At 62.8% G+C, this 19,374-nt stretch carries 20 protein-coding genes and 2 tRNA genes; 6 read left to right on the top strand and 16 right to left on the bottom strand.

Annotation, left to right across the window (positions count from 1 at the left end):
- Positions 1-409 precede the first annotated feature (409 nt).
- A complete protein-coding gene (locus QMX82_RS25940) occupies positions 410-826 on the top strand; it encodes an aldehyde dehydrogenase family protein (RefSeq protein WP_442969371.1) in 417 nt (138 codons plus the stop codon).
- 682 nt (positions 827-1,508) lie between these two features.
- Here QMX82_RS25940 and QMX82_RS05155 read toward each other — a convergent pair.
- The 12 genes from QMX82_RS05155 to QMX82_RS05100 form a co-directional block, all read right to left on the bottom strand.
- Complete coding sequence (locus QMX82_RS05155; RefSeq protein WP_282281444.1) at positions 1,509-1,730, bottom strand: ATP-binding cassette domain-containing protein; 222 nt, start codon at positions 1,728-1,730, stop codon at positions 1,509-1,511.
- A gap of 26 nt (positions 1,731-1,756) precedes the next feature.
- On the bottom strand, positions 1,757-1,981 hold the full coding sequence (locus tag QMX82_RS05150) for a hypothetical protein (RefSeq protein WP_282281409.1): 225 nt from the start codon (positions 1,979-1,981) through the stop codon (positions 1,757-1,759).
- Between the two features lie 287 nt (positions 1,982-2,268).
- A tRNA-Pro gene (locus tag QMX82_RS05145) sits at positions 2,269-2,345 on the bottom strand.
- A gap of 63 nt (positions 2,346-2,408) precedes the next feature.
- Entirely contained in the window at positions 2,409-2,768 is a 360-nt protein-coding gene (locus tag QMX82_RS05140; RefSeq protein ID WP_007159195.1) for a MerR family transcriptional regulator, read from the bottom strand.
- Entirely contained in the window at positions 2,749-3,051 is a 303-nt protein-coding gene (gene ihfA, locus QMX82_RS05135; protein ID WP_007159196.1) for an integration host factor subunit alpha, read from the bottom strand. The genes QMX82_RS05140 and ihfA overlap by 20 nt, the downstream gene beginning before the upstream one ends.
- Positions 3,052-3,054: 3 nt before the next feature.
- Positions 3,055-5,433, bottom strand: a complete 2,379-nt coding sequence (pheT, locus tag QMX82_RS05130; RefSeq protein ID WP_282281408.1) for a phenylalanine--tRNA ligase subunit beta — start codon at positions 5,431-5,433, stop codon at positions 3,055-3,057.
- An 18-nt stretch (positions 5,434-5,451) separates the two neighbouring features.
- On the bottom strand, positions 5,452-6,453 hold the full coding sequence (gene pheS / locus QMX82_RS05125) for a phenylalanine--tRNA ligase subunit alpha (RefSeq protein WP_208694605.1): 1,002 nt from the start codon (positions 6,451-6,453) through the stop codon (positions 5,452-5,454).
- Between the two features lie 96 nt (positions 6,454-6,549).
- The gene (rplT, locus tag QMX82_RS05120; RefSeq protein ID WP_007159199.1) at positions 6,550-6,906 is read right to left on the bottom strand and encodes a 50S ribosomal protein L20; all 357 of its coding nucleotides are present in this window, start codon (positions 6,904-6,906) and stop codon (positions 6,550-6,552) included.
- 30 nt (positions 6,907-6,936) lie between these two features.
- Positions 6,937-7,131 (bottom strand): 50S ribosomal protein L35, encoded by a 195-nt coding sequence (gene rpmI, locus QMX82_RS05115; protein WP_007159200.1) that lies wholly within the window; start codon positions 7,129-7,131, stop codon positions 6,937-6,939.
- Between the two features lie 61 nt (positions 7,132-7,192).
- Positions 7,193-7,726 (bottom strand): translation initiation factor IF-3, encoded by a 534-nt coding sequence (infC, locus tag QMX82_RS05110; protein ID WP_133859621.1) that lies wholly within the window; start codon positions 7,724-7,726, stop codon positions 7,193-7,195.
- Positions 7,727-7,746: 20 nt separating this feature from the next.
- On the bottom strand, positions 7,747-9,669 hold the full coding sequence (gene thrS, locus QMX82_RS05105; protein ID WP_133859622.1) for a threonine--tRNA ligase: 1,923 nt from the start codon (positions 9,667-9,669) through the stop codon (positions 7,747-7,749).
- 207 nt (positions 9,670-9,876) lie between these two features.
- Positions 9,877-10,158: a hypothetical protein gene (locus tag QMX82_RS05100; protein WP_133859623.1), complete on the bottom strand. Its 282-nt coding sequence runs from the start codon at positions 10,156-10,158 to the stop codon at positions 9,877-9,879.
- Between the two features lie 406 nt (positions 10,159-10,564).
- Between QMX82_RS05100 and QMX82_RS05095 the strand changes: the two genes are divergently transcribed.
- Both QMX82_RS05095 and QMX82_RS05090 read left to right on the top strand, forming a co-directional pair.
- Complete coding sequence (locus tag QMX82_RS05095) at positions 10,565-11,272, top strand: YfdX family protein (protein ID WP_208694604.1); 708 nt, start codon at positions 10,565-10,567, stop codon at positions 11,270-11,272.
- A 572-nt stretch (positions 11,273-11,844) separates the two neighbouring features.
- Entirely contained in the window at positions 11,845-13,014 is a 1,170-nt protein-coding gene (locus QMX82_RS05090; RefSeq protein ID WP_282281407.1) for an MFS transporter, read from the top strand.
- A 294-nt stretch (positions 13,015-13,308) separates the two neighbouring features.
- Here the strand turns inward: QMX82_RS05090 and QMX82_RS05085 are convergent.
- The 4 genes from QMX82_RS05085 to QMX82_RS05070 form a co-directional block, all read right to left on the bottom strand.
- Positions 13,309-13,385: transfer RNA gene (locus tag QMX82_RS05085), tRNA-Val, on the bottom strand.
- A gap of 88 nt (positions 13,386-13,473) precedes the next feature.
- Positions 13,474-13,986, bottom strand: coding sequence for a DUF2937 family protein (locus QMX82_RS05080; RefSeq protein ID WP_208694602.1), 513 nt, complete (start codon positions 13,984-13,986; stop codon positions 13,474-13,476).
- A gap of 18 nt (positions 13,987-14,004) precedes the next feature.
- Positions 14,005-14,778 (bottom strand): class II glutamine amidotransferase, encoded by a 774-nt coding sequence (locus tag QMX82_RS05075; protein WP_133859627.1) that lies wholly within the window; start codon positions 14,776-14,778, stop codon positions 14,005-14,007.
- 98 nt (positions 14,779-14,876) lie between these two features.
- Positions 14,877-15,350, bottom strand: coding sequence for an MFS transporter (locus QMX82_RS05070; protein ID WP_208694601.1), 474 nt, complete (start codon positions 15,348-15,350; stop codon positions 14,877-14,879).
- Between the two features lie 89 nt (positions 15,351-15,439).
- On the opposite strand from QMX82_RS05070, the gene QMX82_RS05065 reads away from it, so the two are divergent.
- The 3 genes from QMX82_RS05065 to QMX82_RS05055 all read left to right on the top strand — a co-directional run bounded on the left by QMX82_RS05065 (position 15,440) and on the right by QMX82_RS05055 (position 19,337).
- A complete protein-coding gene (locus QMX82_RS05065) occupies positions 15,440-17,461 on the top strand; it encodes a S9 family peptidase (RefSeq protein WP_208694600.1) in 2,022 nt (673 codons plus the stop codon).
- A gap of 53 nt (positions 17,462-17,514) precedes the next feature.
- The gene (locus tag QMX82_RS05060; RefSeq protein WP_208694599.1) at positions 17,515-18,270 is read left to right on the top strand and encodes an SRPBCC family protein; all 756 of its coding nucleotides are present in this window, start codon (positions 17,515-17,517) and stop codon (positions 18,268-18,270) included.
- A 215-nt stretch (positions 18,271-18,485) separates the two neighbouring features.
- Positions 18,486-19,337 carry a MurR/RpiR family transcriptional regulator gene (locus tag QMX82_RS05055; RefSeq protein ID WP_133859631.1) on the top strand — a complete coding sequence of 284 codons (852 nt, stop codon included), beginning with the start codon at positions 18,486-18,488 and terminating at the stop codon, positions 19,335-19,337.
- The last annotated feature ends 37 nt before the right edge of the window (positions 19,338-19,374 follow it).

Genomic DNA, 19,374 nt, shown 5'->3' with positions numbered 1-19,374 from the left:
AACTGACAAATAAAAGAATTAACTCGTGGCAAAGGGGAACTAACTTTCCACCTGCTCTGAAGGTCGCCAGCATTATCTCAGAGGCAGGTGCTGCTGCTTATAGAAGGTAGAAAATCGTCGAGTGGGAGCACGTCGACATCTTCGAAGCGGGCCCATACTCAGTGCCCGGATCGCCTTACATCCGCCACATCCGCCGCGTCGCGGAGAGCAGCCTATTCAAGCTATCGCTGTTAAGACCCATGGCGGCGGCGAGCCCTACCTGATCTACAACACCCGCTACAGGGTTGCCGGAATCACCTGCCTGGTCGCCGAGCGTTGTAGTTTCAATCATTGCCCACAGGTGCGTACAGTACCGCTATACACCGGACGGGAAGGAGCAAGTCGGTGAGTGTGCAATTGATTAAGGCCAATGGTCCTCGGGCGGCGACTGCCTTCGAGTCCCTACCGAACTCCAATGGTAGGGCCGGGCCGCCAGACGATCCTCAATAGCTTCGCCGAGCAGTTGCAGGCTGAACGCGCTGACCTAGTCCGACTGATCGCCCAAGAGACGGGCAAGCCGCTGTGGGAGACGACGACAGATGTCGCCATTTCGCTGCTTAGCCTTAAGGTACAAGGGGGTAAGTCCGCGAAACGCTCTGGCCCGACAACCTCCCACGCACCTGCCGAATGGTCATATCGTACCCGTTCTGCTCACCAGCAGTACTCTGGTGTTCAAGTCCAGGGCACAGGCGTTTGCAATCGCCGAATGGGTAGTGCGGGCTGGCAGCAGGCCGGACTGCCGAACAGGGTTCTTAACCCCCTGCAGGTTGGCCGGGAGACTGGCTAACTGTGACCTAGGGGTCAGGGCAGGACGGCTTTCTGTTCACAGGATCAAGCCTGGCCGGCGAGGTACTGCCCCGCCACTTCGCCGGAAGGGCCAGACTTTCTGCTTTCGGTGGAGATGAGCCGCAACAATCCGCTCGTGGTGTCGGAAGTGGAGGACCGGGATGCCGCGTTCTAACTGAACATCCAGTCCGCCCTACTCCCCGCCAGGCAGCGCTGCACCTTCGCACGGAGAATCGTCGTCCTTAACACCTGTTGGGGCGCCGAGTTGATCCGCCACCTCTGGAAGGTGGCCATTGGCCCAAGGAGCGGGCAATTCTCGCTCACGCTGGAGCCCTTCAGGACCGGTCATCTCGGCCGACATCGTGTGGACACTGCTGCGCGGACCCAGGGCAAGCTGATCGTGCGGAGCGCGACGTCGCTGCTGCCGAGGGCCTGCCTGCTCGCAGCCGAAGCCTACTATCGGCCGGCATCCTTGATGTGACCCAGCGGAATCGGCGGGACGAGAAATGGTTAGGTCCCCTGTTGCAGGTGATCCGGTTACCGGATCTTGCCAGCGCCACCCGCTGTGCCCTAGCTGTCGCAGATTCCGTCGGGATAGCGTGCGTCCTGCCCCGCAGGCCAAGCAGCGCCCGGTACTCTCTCGTCGTCGCTAGCCGATCACGGTGTTCAAGCTCGTCGAGGGCTCATGGCGAAGCTGTCCAGTACCGAACCAGCGCATAACCCTGCATTACCACGCCCTGGTGCGGATTGATACCCTGCAACGGCCTGCCAGCGATTCTCAAGTCGCCAGCGCTCTTCTGCACGAGGCCGACGAGGATGTTGAGGAATGTGGACTTTTCGCAGCCGGAGGTACCTAGTAAGGTGAGGAACTCGCCCTGGCGCACCTCTAAGTTGAAGTCATGCAGCGCTGGTACCGGCTCCTGAGCCCCGCTTACGCTACGACCGTTATAGGCAATGCCCTGGCCCAGACGAAGATTTCGGTGGTCATCGGCAATACGTCGGGGAAGGGGTTAAAGACAGTTGTACACACATCCTCGACCAGTACCGCGCAGGGCCTAAGCTTGCCTTCGTGTTCGAGGATGTCGATGCAATACTGGATCGGCGGCTCAGTGATAACCAAATCGTCGACGCAGGCGAAGCGCTCGGCCAGCTCCACGCTCAGGCGCTCGACCGTAATATTGCTAGCAGGAGGGCTCCCGTTGATTTCTATCTACTGCACGGCGCCCATTCGAAAGCTCGCAACCCCGCTATGTAAACCTCTACTGCTTATTGCGGGGCGAGGCTAGGAAAACCAGTGTGCCAAACCTTCCCCTTTAGGAAGCTCTTTGGAGCTACCTAAATACAGGTGGGGCAAAAAGTGGGGCAAATTTCGGATAAACACCAAACCAAGCAGACATAAAAAAATCCAGCCACCGCTAAGTGGCTGGATTTTCTACGATTTTTTGGTCGGGACGGAGTGATTCGAACACTCGACCCCTTGCACCCCATGCAAGTGCGCTACCAGGCTGCGCTACGCCCCGACTGTGTTCCCTAGGGAACGGCGTGCATCTTACTGCAACACTTTGATTAATGGAAGCTTTTTTTCACTTTTTCAATACGACGAGGACTTCTTCGAGTTCGCTGATCATCTGGCGGATGAGCTGGTGGTACTGCGAACCCTCGTCGCGGGTCTCGTCGCCCTGGGTGAGGCGCTGGCGCGCCCCGCCGATGGTGAAGCCTTCGTTGTAGAGCAAGGAGCGGATCTGACGGATCATCAGCACGTCGTGGCGCTGGTAGTAGCGCCGGTTACCGCGGCGCTTCACCGGGTTCAGCTGGGGAAATTCCTGCTCCCAGTAGCGCAGCACGTGCGGTTTGACCAGGCAGAGATCGCTCACCTCACCGATGGTGAAGTAGCGCTTGCCCGGTATGACCGGCAGTTCGTCGTTATGACTTGGTTCCAGCATAGGCCTCGACCCTGGCTTTCAGTTTCTGCCCGGGGCGGAAGGTCACCACACGGCGTGCCGTGATGGGTATCTCCTCCCCCGTCTTGGGATTGCGTCCGGGGCGCTGGCGCTTGTCGCGCAGGTCGAAGTTGCCAAAACCGGACAACTTGACCTGCTCGTTGCTTTCGAGCGCATGACGAATTTCTTCGAAGAACAGTTCGACCAATTCCTTGGCTTCACGTTTGTTCAGACCGAGCTCTTCAAACAGACGTTCGGCCATCTCAGCTTTCGTCAGGGCCCCCATGCACTATTTCCTTAAGGTGGCGTTGAACCTTCTTTCCAGAGAAACGAGGATTTTCTGCGTCGTTTCGTTGACTTCTTCATCGGTTAATGTGCGCGATGGATGTTGCAAGGTCAAGCCGATGGCGACGCTTTTTCTATGTGGATCAATACCTTTGCCTTGGTAGACGTCGAACAGACGCAGCTCCTTGAGGCCTTCTCCAGCGTTTTCGCGGATGTCGGCCAGGAGGTCACCTGCGGCTACGGTTTCGTCCACCACCAGCGCCAGGTCACGCCGCACTTCCGGGAAGCGCGACAGCTCGCCAAAGCGCGGCAGGCTGCCGGTAGTGAGGGCATCCAGCGCCAGCTCGAAGAGGAACACCGGACGATCCACGTCCAGTTCGCTCGCCACTTCCGGATGCAGGGCGCCCAGGTAGCCGACCGGCTGCCCTGCCCTTTCGATCAGCGCGGTCTGCCCCGGGTGCAACGCCGGATGCTCGCCTGCCACGAAGCGGAAGTCAGTACCCGCACCGGACTGCGCCAGCAGCGCCTCGACATCGGCCTTGACGTCGAAGAAGTCCACCGCCTCACGCCCGGACGACCAGCTCTCCGGCAGACGCGAACCACAGACCGCGCCAGCCAGGACGCTTTCCTGAACCAGGCCTTCCAGCTGACCGACGAATCTCAGCCCCGACTCGAACAGCCGGACGCGGTCCTGCTGACGGTTGAGGTTGTATTGCACCGCCCTGACCAGACCGGGCCACAGCGACGAGCGCATGGCGGCCATGTCGGTGGAGATGGGATTCGCCAGCATCACCGGCTGGGCCTCGGGGGCGAACAGACGGAAGGTCTTTTCGTCGATGAAGCTGTAGGTGATGGCTTCCTGGTAACCGCGGGCCACCAGCAGGCGACGCAGCTGGCTCAGCTCGCCCTTGCTTTCGGGCAGCGGCTGCGGCGCCAGGCGGGCCTGGGGGAATCGGATCGGCAGCTGGTTGTAGCCATAGAGGCGCGCCAGTTCTTCGATCAGGTCCACTTCGATGCTGATATCGAATCTGTGGCTGGGTACGCCCACTTGCCATCGACCAGGCTCCAGCCTGGCCACGGCCAGACCCAGGCCACTGAGCAGACGCTCGACCTGGGCATCGTCCAGGGTCAGGCCCAGGACACGCTCGATGCGCTCGGCGCGCAGCAGGATCGGCTCGACCTGCGGCAGGTGCTCGGCACTCACCGCTTCGATGACCGGACCTGGTTCGCCGCCGACGATGTCCAGCAGCAGGCGGGTCGCCCGCTCCATGGCCTTGCGTGCCAGCTCGAAATCCACGCCCCGTTCGAAGCGGTGGGAGGAATCGGTGTGCAGGCCATAGGAACGGGCCTTGCCGGCCACGGCGATGGTGTCGAAGAAGGCACTTTCCAGGAACAGATCACAGGTACCGGCGGCCACACCGCTGTGCTCGCCCCCCATGACGCCGGCGATGGCCAGGGCGCGTTCGTGGTCGGCGATCACCAGGGTGTCGTTGCGCAGTTCGATGTCCTGGCCATCCAGCAGCACCAGGCGCTCGCCGGCATCGGCCAGGCGCACGCGGATGCCGCCCTTGATCTGGTGCAGATCGAAGGCATGCATGGGCTGACCCAGCTCGAGCATCACGTAGTTGGTGACGTCGACGGCGGCGTCGATGCTGCGCACGCCGCTGCGGCGCAGGCGCTCGACCATCCAGTCCGGCGTCGGACGGGACAGGTCGACGTTCTTGACCACACGACCCAGGTAGCGCGGGCAGGCCTGGGGAGCCAGCACCTCGACCGGACGAGCCTCCTGATGAGTAGCCGCTACGGCCTCGACCTGCAGCGGCTCGACGGTAGCGTTGTACAGGGCACCCACTTCCCGCGCCAGACCGGCGATGGACAGGCAGTCGCCGCGGTTCGGGGTCAGGTCGACGTCGATGATGGCGTCGTCCAACTGCAGGTAGCTGCGGATGCTTTCGCCCACTGGCGCAGCAGCCGGCAGCTCCAGCAGGCCGCTGTTGTCATCGCTGATCTGCAGTTCGCTGGCCGAGCAGAGCATGCCGTGGGATTCCACGCCGCGCAGCTTGGCCTTCTTGATGGTGAAGTCACCGGGCAGGGTGGCGCCGACGGTGGCGAAAGGCACCTTCAGGCCTGCGCGCACGTTGGGCGCGCCGCAGACGACCTGGAAGAATTCCTGGCCGTTGCTCACCTGGCAGACATTGAGCTTGTCGGCATCGGGATGGCGCTCGACGGAGACCACTTCGCCGACGATGACGCCCTGGAAGCGCCCGGCCGCCGCTTCGACGCCGTCCACTTCCAGGCCGGCCATGGACAGCCGGGCAACCAGATCCTCGTGCGGAGCCGCAGGGTTCACCCAGCTACGCAGCCATTGTTCACTGAATTTCATAGGACTCCCGTCTGGCAGCTAGCGGAATTGCGCCAGGAAGCGCAGATCGTTGTCGAAGAAGAGGCGCAGGTCGTTGACCCCGTAGCGCAGCATGGCCAGGCGCTCGGCGCCCATGCCGAAGGCGAAGCCCTGGTACTTCTCCGGATCGATACCGGCCATGCGCAGGACATTGGGGTGGACCATGCCGCAGCCCAGCACCTCGAGCCAGCGCGAAGCCGGTTCGCCGTCGCGACTCGGGCGGCGGATGTCCACCTCGGCCGACGGCTCGGTGAAGGGGAAGTAGGAGGGACGGAAGCGGACTTCCAGCTCTTCCTCGAAAAACTCGCGCAGGAAGCTCACCAGGGTGCTCTTGAGATCGGCGAAGCTGACTTCCTCGTCGATCACCAGGCCTTCGACCTGATGGAACATGGGCGAGTGGGTCTGATCGCTGTCGCAGCGGTAAACCCGACCCGGGCAGATGATGCGGATCGGCGGCTGCTGGCTCTCCATGGTGCGGATCTGCACCGGCGAGGTGTGGGTGCGCAGCAGCATGTTGGCATTGAAGTAGAAGGTGTCGTGCATCGCCCGTGCCGGGTGGTGGCCGGGAATGTTGAGCGCTTCGAAGTTGTGGTAGTCGTCTTCGATCTCGGGACCGGTGGCGACGCCATAGCCGATGTTGGCGAACAGACGCTCGATGCGCTCCAGGGTACGGGTGACCGGATGCAGGCCACCGGAGGCCTGACCACGCCCGGGCAGGGTCACGTCGATGCGTTCCGCGGCGAGGCGAGCGGCCAGGGCGGCCTGCTCCAGCGTCGCCTTGCGGCTGTTGATTGCGTCCTGGACACGTTCCTTGGCGGCGTTGATCAGCGCGCCAGCCTGGGGACGCTCCTCCGCGGTGAGGTGGCCCAGGGTCTTCATGATCTGGGTCAGCTCACCCTTCTTGCCCAGGTAATTGACCCGGAGCTGTTCCAAGGCATTGGTGTCTTCGGTGTGCCGCACGGCCTCCAGTGCTTGGGAGACCAGCGCATCCAGGTTTTCCATCTAGGGACTCCAGATACAAAATAGGGGAAGAGCTATGAGGCTCTTCCCCTATTGATAACGTTGCTTCGCGCCAGAGGCGCGAGATTGCCGGGGGGCTTAAGCCAGCGAAGCTTTAGCTTTCTCGACAATCGCAGCAAACGCCGCTTTTTCGTTCACGGCCAGATCGGCCAGTACCTTGCGGTCGATCTCGATGGCCGCTTTCTTCAGGCCGGCGATCAGACGGCTGTAGGACAGACCGTTGATACGAGCACCAGCGTTGATACGAGCGATCCACAGAGCGCGGAACTGACGCTTCTTCTGGCGGCGGTCACGGTAGGCGTATTGGCCTGCCTTGATTACCGCTTGCTTAGCGACGCGGAAGACGCGCGAACGGGCACCGTAGTAGCCTTTTGCGAGCTTCAGGATTTTCTTGTGACGGCGACGAGCGATAACGCCACGCTTAACACGAGCCATGAGTAACTTCCTTTAAATTCTTAACCAGGATTAACGAAGGCGCAGCATGCGCTCGACCTTTTGGACGTCGGATGCATGCATCAGCGACGTACCGCGCAGCTGACGCTTACGCTTGGTGGTCATCTTGGTCAGAATGTGGCTCTTGAAAGCGTGCTTGTGCTTGATGCCACCAGCAGTTTTCACGAAGCGCTTCGCAGCGCCGCTTTTGGTTTTCATCTTTGGCATGTTCGGATACTCCGCATTGAGTGATTACGCATAACAGCAAGGCCTGCCAGTGCCCTGGTAGTTACTTTTTCTTCTTGGGGGCGATGACCATGATGAGTTGGCGTCCTTCCATCTTAGGATGCTGCTCAACGGCGCCGTGTTCGACGAGGTCAGCTTCGACCCGCTTCAACAGCTCCATGCCCAGCTCCTGGTGGGCCATCTCCCGGCCGCGGAATCTCAACGAGACCTTGGCTTTGTCCCCCTCGGTTAGGAAACGTACCAGGTTGCGTAGTTTTACCTGGTAATCCCCTTCTTCCGTCCCTGGACGAAACTTGATTTCTTTGACCTGAGCCTGCTTCTGGTTCTTCTTCGCCGCCGCGACTTGCTTCTTCTTCTCGAAGATGTGCTTGCCGTAGTCCATGATCCGGCAGACCGGAGGTAGGGCGTCGGCGGTGATTTCCACCAGATCCAGCTTGGCGTCTTCAGCAGCCTGCAGGGCCTCCTGGATGGAGACGATGCCTACTTGCTGACCATCGGCGCCAATAAGGCGAACTTCCCGGGCGGTGATATTTTCGTTGATCGGTGCCCGGGGTGCGGCTCGCTTGTCTTGTCTCATGTCACGCTGCTTGATAGTGATTACTCCGAATCTTGCCGGCCACGCCGGGAAACCGCTTGCGTGAGCAGCTCGCGGAAACGCTCGACGGGCATGGAGCCCAGGTCAACGCCTTCACGGGTACGCACGGCAACGGATCGTGTCTCAACCTCCCGGTCTCCAATAACCAGGAGATAGGGAACCTTGAGCAAAGTATGCTCACGGATTTTAAAGCCGATCTTCTCGTTTCTCAAGTCGGCTTTGGCTCGGAAGCCCTCAGCGTTCAATTCGCCGACGACCTGCTGGGCAAAATCGGCCTGCTTGTCGGTGATATTGAGCACCACCGCCTGGGTCGGGGCGAGCCACGCCGGGAACAGACCGGCATAGTGCTCGATGAGCATGCCGATGAAACGCTCGAAGGAACCGAGGATGGCGCGGTGCAGCATCACTGGACGCTGACGGCTGTTGTCCTCGGAGATGTAGCTGGCATCGAGACGCTCCGGAAGATTCGGATCGTATTGCAGGGTACCACACTGCCATTGACGACCCAGGCAGTCCTTGAGGGTAAATTCGATCTTCGGTCCGTAGAAGGCGCCCTCGCCCGGCTGGTATTCCCAGTCCAGACCCGAGGCATCCAGCGCATCGGCCAGGGCCTTCTCGGCGCGATCCCACAGCTCTTCGGAACCGACGCGCTTGGCCGGCCGGGTGGAGAGCTTCATGATCACGTCGGTAAAACCGAAGTCGGCATAGACCTGCAGGGTCAGCTTGATGAAGTTGTCGGCCTCCTGCTTGACCTGCTCTTCCGTGCAGAAGATGTGGGCGTCATCCTGGGTGAAGCCGCGCACGCGCATGATGCCGTGCAAGGCACCGGACGGCTCATTGCGGTGGCAGGCACCGAATTCGGCCAGGCGCAGCGGCAGGTCGCGGTAGGACTTCAAGCCCTGGTTGAACACCTGCACATGGCAGGGGCAATTCATCGGCTTGATCGCGAAGTCACGACTTTCCGAGGCCGTGGTGAACATGCCTTCGGCATAGTTGGACCAGTGACCCGAACGCTCCCACAGAACGCGATCGACCACCTGGGGCGTCTTGATCTCCTGGTAGCCGTGGTCGCGCTGGACCTTGCGCATGTACTGCTCGAGCACCTGGTAGACGGTCCAGCCATTGGCATGCCAGAACACCATGCCGGGCGCTTCTTCCTGCAGGTGGAAGAGGTCGAGCTGCTTGCCGATGCGGCGATGGTCGCGCTTCTCGGCTTCCTCGATGCGCTGGATATAGGCCGCCAGCTGCTTCTTGTCCGCCCAGGCGGTGCCATAGATGCGCTGCAGCTGTTCGTTCTTGGCGTCGCCACGCCAGTAGGCGCCGGACAGCTTGGTCAGTTTGAACGCCTTGAGGAAGCGGGTGTTGGGCACGTGGGGGCCCCGGCACATGTCGACGTATTCCTCGTGGTAGTACAGGCCCATGGCCTGCTCCTCCGGCATGTCGTCGATCAGGCGCAGCTTGTACTCCTCACCCCGGGCCTTGAACACCTCGATGACCTCGGCGCGCGGCGTCATCTTCTTGATGACGTCGTAGTCCTTGTCGATCAGCTCGCGCATCCGCGTCTCGATGGCCGAGAGGTCATCGAGGGTAAAGGGACGCTCGAAGGCGATGTCGTAGTAGAAGCCCTCGTCGATCACCGGACCAATGACCATCCTGGCGGTCGGGAACAACTGCTTGACCGCATGACCTACCAGGTGGGCGCAGGAGTGGCGGATGATCTCCAGACCGGCCTCGTCCTTGGCGGTGATGATCTGCAGGTTGGCATCCTGCTCGATGAGATCGCTGGCATCGCGCAGCTGGCCATCGACGCGACCGGCGATGGTGGCCTTGGCGAGACCGGCGCCAATGGACTGGGCGACTTCGGCTACGGTGACGGGCTTGTCGAATGGACGTTGGCTACCGTCGGGGAGAGTAATGACAGGCATGGCGCCTCCTCAACTCAGTGGTGACCCATACCAAGGGCCACATGGTGGGATTGGCCAGTAAGCAGCCGCACCGCTGGAAATCCCGCCGCACAGTGGCAGGGCCGTAAGGCATTCCGGGCGACGCGAAAGGATCACTGGAAAGTTTGGGACGGAAATCCTTTCAGAAACTGAGACCTGGCGCAACCTCGCCAAGGGACTGTCGTCTACCTAGCGCGCCGCGTCGGGATACTTCTTGAGGAACTGCTTCTGCATTTCCTGGCAGTTTTCCATCAGCGCCTGGCGATCCGCCGGCGAGGTGTCCGCGGCGTTGGCCCGTGCCAGGCACTGGTCGATGGCCTGCTGCTCGTTGGCGCGGCTGACCGGCGTCGCATTGTGGCGATAGACGTAGATGATGGAGCCGAAGATCACGACCGCAAACAGGATCGACAGCAGGATCAATCCCAGGCAACCACCCTTGCCGATCTGCCGGCCTTCACCACCCTGCGTCATCACTCGCTCCTCGCGGCAACGGGGCCTGCTCGCGCCTGGCGAAGCAACGGAGCCCCAAGAAAAAATCGTCCGCCAGTCTACGTGAAAAGCCCGGGCCTCACGACCGAGGCAAGCGGTCACACCCCGCCCGCGAGTTCCGCAGAAGGCCGACTCGGACGTCCGGAAAGTTCTACCGCGCAAAACAAACTTACGCCGGACCCAATCAGGCTCTTATCTTGATTAGGTACGACACGATCTCATGGATGTATCCACGCAGACTTGTTCAGCCGCTATTCAAGAAAAGACTCGCCCTTATTAATCCAGTGTTAAGCGATACGGCGGAGTATCGATTCCAGGCACTGCAGAACCTGGTTCTGGTACCTGAGCGATAGCCTTACTTCAATTGCATATCCGCTGGAGGCAGCAAATGAACGTCAAGAACACACTGGCAAAGAGCATGCTGGTCGTCGCCATCGTAGCCGCCTGCTCGTCTGCGGCCATCGCCGCGAACCAAGCCCCCTCGGCAAAAGAACTGGGCAGCTTCCAGGCCCTCTCCACCCAGGGACAAAGAGCTTTCACCGACATCTCCGCCGCGCGCCTGGAACTCTTCCAAGGCCAGACGAAGCAAGCGGTATCCCATGTCAAGGACGCCCAACAGGCACTCAAACTTGCGCAGTCGGATAACACGGCATTGAAAAAAGCCGCGAGTGAGTTGCAGGTCAAGGACAATCAGGGCAAGGCCGATACTAGTACCGCCGTAACCTCCTGGTTACCTATCTGGGGCGATACCGTAGTGCAGGACAGTTATATGGCCAGCCCGCAGAAAGTTAAGGCAGTGGCCGATGCCAATAACAAACTCAAACATGGCGACGCCAAGGGTGCTGCAGAAACCTTGCGCCTGGCCGATGTGGATATCGATACGGCCATTGCCCTGGCACCGCTCAAGCAGACCATGACGGACGTCGACCAGGCGGCCAAGCAATTGGCCAGCGACAAGTTCTATGAGGCCAACCTGACGCTCAAGCAGGTTCAGGATGGCGTGCGCTACGCCTCGACGGCGCTGGACTTCACGGCGAACAAGCACGGGCTGCAGCCGGCGGGCTCCTTTACCGAGACCGTTACTCCGAGCAGCTGATGGCTTGGGACGCACAACAGGGCGATCGCAAGGTCGCCTGGTTAAACGAGCCGATACCCAGCACTTCCGGCTCGATCACGGCGTGCAGCACGGACAAATACGAAAAGGGCGACCGCTTGGATCGCCCTTTTCCAATGCCCATCAAACGCCCGATTTCGTTTGCCAGGTCCGACGGGCCCTGAACCAATACCCCTTCTGCAAAAAGTTTTGGTAGGGCCCGCCAACAGCGTCGGCATCGAAAATCTCAAGGTGCCTGGACCTAGGCTGCCGCTGTACCGGAGGCAGTCGGTACGGCTGACATCCGAGCCTGTCGACGGGTTGAAGCACTGTTCCGCCCATAAATTCCCAGAGCTATCACCCCTCCTCTTTGCAGGCAGAGCTACCAGACTCTGGCCGCTACCTCGACGCCAGCCGGCTGCCAACCCGCTCGGGACAGGCACAGCCGACTCACGCTGCGCCTACCACGCATGATATGCACGATTGTGCGCGGTATTGCTTAATCATGCATGATCAGCTCACACTGGTATGAGGTGGTATCACTCCTACCGACACCTTATTCCGGAGCATGGCCCATGCAACACGTGCAACTCGCCGCCCAACAGCCTTCGGGGGCAATCGAGCAATGGGCGACCCGCGCCGGCTTTCTCATTGCGGGTTCGGCCATGGCCGCGTGGGCACCCCTGGTGCCCGTCGCCAAGGCGAGGATCGGCGCCGATGATTCGACGCTAGGCCTTCTGCTGCTTTGCCTGGGCCTGGGATCCATTGTCGCGATGCCCATCGTCGGCATCCTCGCCAGCCGCTTCGGATGCCGCGCGGTGATCGCGACCAGCTCGGTGGCACTGGCGCTGGTGCTGCCGCTGCTTGCCGTCGCCGATTCGCCTCTCGGCATGGCCATAGCCCTGGCCCTGTTCGGGGCCAGCGTTGGCGCCCTGGATGTCGCAATCAACATCCAGGCCGTGATGGTCGAGAAGGACAGCGGGCGCAACATGATGTCCGGCTTCCACGGCCTGTTCAGTGTCGGCGGGATCGTCGGCGCCGGCGGCATGAGCGTTCTGCTGGGGGCTGGAATTCAGTCGCTGGTTGCGACTCTGGTGTTCAGCGCGCTGTTGATCGTTCTACTCGCGGCCTCAATCAAGGGTCTGCTGCCCTACGGCAATCATGACGCCGGGCATACTCCGCTGTTCACACTGCCGCGCGGGATCGTCGCCTTCATCGGCCTGCTCTGTTTTCTGATCTTTCTCGGCGAAGGCGCGATCCTGGACTGGAGCGCCCTGTTCCTGATCGATGCGCATGGCGTCGACCCGGCACAGGCCGGCTTCGGTTACACGGTATTCGCGTTGGCGATGACCATTGGCCGCCTGACCGGCGACTGGATCGTGAAGACGCTGGGTGGCCTGAAAGTGGTCGTAGGCGGCGGCCTACTCGCCGCGGCAGGCTTCCTGATGGCGGTCCTGGCACCTACCCAGCCCTTTGCCTTCGCCGGCTTCCTGCTCGTCGGCCTCGGGGCGTCCAACATTGTCCCCGTGCTTTTCAGTGCCGCCGGCAGGCAGACACGGATGCCCGCAAGCCACGCCATCGCAGCTATTACCACCATCGGCTACGCCGGCATTCTCATCGGTCCAGCCGCCATCGGCTTCGTCGCGCAGCATTGGAGCCTGAGTGCGGCGTTGCTGCTGGTCGGTGGCGGGATGGCGTTCGTGGCGCTCACGTGGCCGATGACTGCCCGGCAGCGAGACGCCTAGCGCCTCGCCTTCTTGGGGGCAAAGACCCTGGCCCAGCAGCACGCCATTGGAATGACTCAGGTCATGAAGCATGCCGAGCAGCAGCGCCAGCGGCCTGCCGAGAGGCCTGGTGGCTACTCAAGGGCAGCTGGCGACGGTGGAATGGCGGTGCCGCGCTATTGGTCATCAGCCCCAAATCGCCAGGATGGATCTGAAGCGTTGCCCACGGGGGCCTTCCCAATCCATCCCCAAACGAAAAAAGGCGACCCTTTCGGATCGCCTTTTTTCTTACCCGCCAGCAGTGCGGGTTTTGTTTGGTAGGCACGATTGGATTCGAACCAACGACCCCCACCATGTCAAGGTGGTGCTCTAACCAACTGAGCTACGTGCCTGCTGTGGGTGCGCATTCTACAGCGCGGGACTTTAGCGTCAAGCCCTTTTTTCAGCTAAACGCCTGAAAACGTGAAATTTTTTAGAAGGCTAGGACACCCGGCGGGCTGGACGCCGCGGATAGAGCAGGATTGAAAGCCAGAGCGCGAGGGTTTCCATCGTCACCGCCAAGGCCAACCCCAGCCCTATCCCCCAACCTATGGCTTCGGGGGTAAGCACCACCTGATAGCGATACTGCTGCAGGGTCTCGTTCCGCAATTCGGCGTTGGGTGATACCAGGATGTGCCAGGCCCGCTGGTACCAGGGCCCCTGCAGCGCCTGCCACTCCTCATTGAACAGCGCATTACGGCGCAGCAGCACGCCGAGGCTGTCGGCGTCGCTGCGAAAGACCGGATCCTCGCTGGCCCGGTAATGCGCCAGCAAGCCGTCGAGGCTGCCTTCGAAATACTGTTGCGCGGTCCGTCTGAAACCGCTCAGGGCCTGATCGGACTCCAGGCGATGGGCATCCACGCGCTGCTCGTAGTCGAGCATGAAGCCGGGAATCTGTACCCCTACCAGCAAGGCCAGGGTAAACAACAGCAGACGAATATAACTGCGCAGCATCGTGGTGTGGCTTCCTGTCTAGACGCGGCCCTGGGAGACGATCTCGCCGTCCCACCAGAGATGCCATTCCCCTGGCTGGTGCAGGGTCCAGACCTCGTCGGAGGTCAGCGGCTCGGTGGCGATGATGGTGACGACGTCCTTGGGCGAGGTCTCGGCCTTGAAGTCGATGTGGACTTCCGCATCGCGCAACTGGGCCGGACCGAAGGGGGCGCGGCGGGTGATATGGGCCAGCTTGGTGGTGCAGAAGCTGAACAGCCAGTCGCCGTCGCTGAGCAGGCAGTTGAAGACGCCCTTCTTGCGAAAGCCATCGCAGGCGTTCACCAGCTGCGGCAACAGCATCTCCACCGGGACGGGTTCGGGAAAGCGCTCGCGGACCTGATCCAGCAGGCTGCAAAAGGCCGTCTCGCTGTCGGTATCGCCGACCGGCCGGTAGAAGCGCGGCTCGGGATGGAAGTCCTGCAGCTGGCCGTTATGGGCAAAGCTCCAGTAGCGCCCGCCCAGTTCGCGCACGAAGGGGTGGGTATTGGCCAGATTGACCGACCCGACGTTGGCGTGCCGGATATGGCCGATCACCGTATGGCTCTTGATCGGGTAGCCCTGGACCAGCTTGGCCACCTCGGAATCGGCGCCTGGCAGGGCATCCTTGAACAGGTGCAGTCCCCTGCCCTCGTAGAAGGCCACGCCCCAGCCGTCCCGATGCGGACCGGTGCGGCCGCCGCGCTGCATGAGGCCCTGGAGACTGAAGACCAGATCCGTGGGCACGTTGGCACTCATGCCCAGCAATTCGCACATGTCCGTCCCTCCGGGGTGGCTGCCTGGTTCAACGGCGGCTGCAGCCGCTGCCCTTCGCAATCATGCTGAAGGGGTCACGCCCCGGGCGCAAGCCTGGATTAAAGACGGGGTTCGACGCGCTCGCTACGTCCCCGGGGTTCGCGGCGCTCGACCGGGGCTGCCGGGGTCCGTGGCGCCACCGGCGATTCCGGTTGCGGATCATCCGTCGGCGCCGCTGCGGCGACCGGCGCCGGACGCGGATGGGAGCGACGGTACAGCCAGCGACAGAGGACGAAGATCAGATAGAGCACCACGCCGATGGTGCCGGCGGCCGCCAGGTTGGCCACGGCCGACCAGGCGCTGTTGCCCACCTTGAACACCAGATCCAGCACCGTCACGGCGATCGCCGGGGCATAGAGGCCGTGCTCGGCATCCACCAGGGCCGGCGTCACCAGCAGCACGGCCACCACCAGCCGGATGGGTTCGCGCAGCCAGCGCCAGAGCCAGCCGGTGGCCTTGAAAGACACCACCAACAGCAGCAGCGCGGCGATGGCGTAGACGGCCCAGGCGATCAGGTACTCTTGCTCGGTCATTGCGATCCATGGCGATAGCGGAAAGGAGAAGCCTATGATAGCGGTTTTGCCCCGCCCGCGTGCTCTTGCGCGGCGCCCAAGGAGCCCGCATGACCCAAGCCCCCATTGCCCGCCGCGCCCCCGATGACGACCCCTACGCCTGGCTGGAGAGCCGCGACGCCCCCGAGGTGCTGGCACACCTGGAAGCCGAGAACGCCTACCTGGAAGTCCAGCTGGCACCCGAGGCCGCCCTGCGCGAACAGCTGTTCGAAGAGATCCGCGCGCGCATTCGCGAGACGGACCTGTCGCTGCCCGTCCCCCGCGGCGACTATCTCTACTATCAGCGCACCCAGGCCGGTGACGAATACGGCCGCAACTATCGCTGCCGTCGCCCGGCCAATGGCGACCTGACGCCCGATCCGGCGACCGAGGAGCTGCTGTTCGACGGCAACGCCATCGCCGACGGCGGCTTTCTCTCGGTCGGCCGCTTCACCATCAGCCCGGACCAGACCCGCCTCGCCTACAGCCTCGACCAAATCGGTGACGAGACCTACCGGCTCTATGTGAAGGAGCTGGCCACCGGCTTGGTGACCGAGCTGCCCTTCGAGGAGTGCGACGGCAGCCTGACCTGGGCCAACGACAGCCGCACCCTGTTCTTTGGCGAGCGCGACGAATCTCATCGTCCGCACAAGCTCTATCGCTACCACCTGGACGATGCCGAGCCGCAACTGGTCTTCCACGAGACCGACGGGCGCTTCTTTCTCGGCTGCTATCGTTCGAGCTCCGAGCGCAAGCTGCTGCTGCTGTCGCACAGCAAGACCACCAGCGAAGCCTGGGTGCTGGACGCGGATCGGCCGGACGAGGCTTTTGTCTGCCTGGCGCCCCGCGAGGAAGGTCATGAGTACTTCCCCGATCATGGCGTCGATGGCTGGTACATCCGCAGCAATCAGGACGGCATCAACTTCGCGCTCTACCAGGCCGCCGAGGACAGCCCCACGCGCGCGCACTGGCAGCCGGTGGTGCCCCATGACCCGCAGGTGATGCTGGAGGATGCCAGTCTCGGCGCCCAGGCGCTGGTGCTGAGTCTGCGCAGCGCCGGCCTGCCGATTCTGGAGGTGCGGCCCTACGGCCAGGCGCCCTATCGGGTCGACCTGCCGGACGAGGTCTACAGCCTCGATGCCATGGACGTGCTGGAATTCAACAGCCCGGTCATGCGCCTGCGCTACGAGGCGCTCAATCGCCCCGCCGAGATCCGCGAACTGGACCTGGCCAGCGGTACCCAGCGGGTGCTCAAGCAGGTCCCGGTGGAAGGCCCGTTCGACGCCGATGCCTACGAGAGCCGCCGCCTGTGGGCCACCGCCGCCGATGGCACCCGTATCCCCATCAGCCTGGTCGGTCGGCGCGACCTGCCGCAAAGCGCCCCGCTCTATCTGTATGGCTACGGCGCCTATGGCCACAGCCTCGACCCCTGGTTCTCCCATGCCCGCCTGAGCCTTCTGGATCGTGGCGTGCGCTTCGCCATCGCCCATGTGCGCGGCGGCGGTGAGCTGGGTGAAGCCTGGTATCGCAGCGGCAAGCTGGAACACAAGCAGAACACCTTCGACGACTTCATCGCCTGCACCGAGCATCTGCTGGAACAGGGTCTGACGACGCCGCAACAGGTGGTCATCAGCGGCGGCAGCGCCGGCGGTCTGCTGATCGGCGCCGTGCTCAACCAGCGTCCGGACCTCTATGCCGCCGCCATTGCCGAGGTGCCCTTCGTCGACGTGCTCAACACCATGCTCAAGCCGGACCTGCCGCTGACCGTGACCGAGTACGACGAGTGGGGCGATCCGAACGAGCCCGAGGTGCGCGCGCGCATCGCCAGCTACGCGCCCTACGAAAACGTCAAGGCCCAGGCCTATCCGGCCATCCTGGCGGTGGCCGGCTATCACGACACCCGGGTGCAGTACTGGGAAGCCGCCAAGTGGGTGGCGCGGCTGCGCGAGCGGCGGACCGATCAGGCGCCACTGCTCCTGCTCAAGACCGAATTCGGCGCCGGCCACGGCGGCATGAGCGGGCGTTACCAGGCCTTGCGCGACGTGGCCCTGGAATACGCCTTCGTCTTCCGGGTACTGGGCCTGACCGGCTAGGGAACGGCGGGGGCTCTGGGCAGGTCTTTTCCACAGCTAAAGGAGAATCTGCCATGCACCTAGATGCCCCCACTCCCACTCTCGCTCCTCCGCCTCGCGACGCCGCTGCCATCAAGGGCGTCGAACGCCTGGCCTCCGTGGCCGGCGGTGGCCTGCTGATCAGCCGCGGCCTGGCGCGTGGCGGTCTGCTCGGCCTGCTGACCGGCGCCACTGGCGCCTGGCTGCTGAAACGCGGCCTGCGCGGTCACTGCTCGATCAAGAGCACCCTGACCAAGGTGCGTTTCGAGCGCGACGTCCGCCGTTCGCTGGCCTGGCATTCGGCAGCCTCCCAGACCCGCCGCATTATCATCGCCCGCCCCCGCGATGAGCTCTATCGCTTCTGGCGCGACTTCTCCAACCTGCCGATCTTCATGCGCCATATCGAACGCGTGGACGTGCTCAACGACCGCTATTCCCACTGGGTGGTCAAGGCGCCCATGGGGCGCTTCGAATGGGACGCCGAAGTCACCGACGACGTACCGGGTCGGCTGATCGGCTGGCGCTCCTGCGGTTATGCCGGCCTGAACAACCTGGGCTGGGTCAGCTTCGCCGATGTGCCCGGTGGCACCGAGGTGACCGCGGTCATGGCCTACGAGCCGCCAGCCGGGCGCCTCGGCCATCTGTTCGCCCGACTGCTGCGTCGCGACCCCGGCACCCGCATCGCCCAGGATCTGGCCGAGCTGAAGGTGCTGCTGGAACGCGCCCATGCGGTCGGCGATCACTATGGCGCCGTCGAGCGCACCTCGCAAATGGAGTCGCCGCTGGGCTGACCTCCGGCTGTACCGCGGCGTCTCGTCCGGGACGCCGCTACCTTCCTCCAGGCCATTCAGCCCCGACTGGCTTATCTCGTAGCGACCCCTGAATCCGCTTTGCGACACCTCGGTGACAACCGGCGTGCGGCCTCTTGCGACGCCTGGAAAAGCGATGTTAGCTTTCGAACAACGGAGCTTTTAATGACAGCTCGATAACATTGCGGATCCACACCTTGACCAAGCCGCTGTTCTTCCAGGCCCTCGAAGGCGCCTTCGCCGACCTTACGCCCACCGGCAAACGCGTCGCGGGCTATCTGTTGGCCAATCCGGAGAAACTGCCCTTCGAGACCGCCGACAGCATCGCCCAGCGCACCAACACCACCGGCATTTCCGTGGGCCGGCTGCTGCGCTCGCTGGGCTATCGCAACCTCGACGACGTCAAGCAGAGCCTGAGAGACGAAGGCCTGGAAGCCTGGCGCATCACCGACCGCTTCAGTGCCTTTCGCCAGCAGAGCGGACGCAGCGACGCCCTGGATCGCTCCCTGGCCGCCGAGCTCGCCGCCATCGAGGACGTCTACCAGCTGGCTCGCGGACCGGTGTTCGAACAGGTGGTCCGGCAGCTGACCGGCGCGGACGCGGTGTTCATCGCCGGTATCCAGACCACCCGCGGGGTACTCGGCAGTTTTCACAGCCTGCTGGAATACATCCGCCCCAAGGCCTTCTATGTCGATGGGCTGTCGGGCACCTACGCCGACATCTTCAACAGCGGCTTCGCCCAGCCCTATCTGGTGGTGGCCGACTTTCGCGCCTATTCCAGCGTGACCCGCAAGCTCTGCGAGAGCGCTCGCGATGCCCGGCTGCCCATGGCGCTGATCACCGACTACCACTGCCCCTGGGCGCGGGATTACCCCGCCGACCTGCTGCAACTGCGCCTGGAAGTCGACCAGTTCTGGGACTCTCTGGCGCCGCTGGCCTGCCTGCTGAACCTGCTGGTGTCGGCGGTGGCGGATCGCTCGGGCGATGCCCTGGAACAGCGGCTGGCCAGCAACCGCGCCCTGCAGCAGCGCTTCGGGCAATTCGAATGAGCCCTGGCCCTCTTCTTCACCCCAAGGAAGCCTTCCG

It is taken from the genome of Pseudomonas sp. PS02302 (assembly GCF_029959585.1).
Classification (GTDB): Bacteria; Pseudomonadota; Gammaproteobacteria; order Pseudomonadales; family Pseudomonadaceae; genus Chryseomonas; species Chryseomonas aestiva.
The sequence above is the reverse complement of the archived record's forward strand: the minus strand, read 5'-3'. Positions and strand labels throughout refer to the sequence as shown.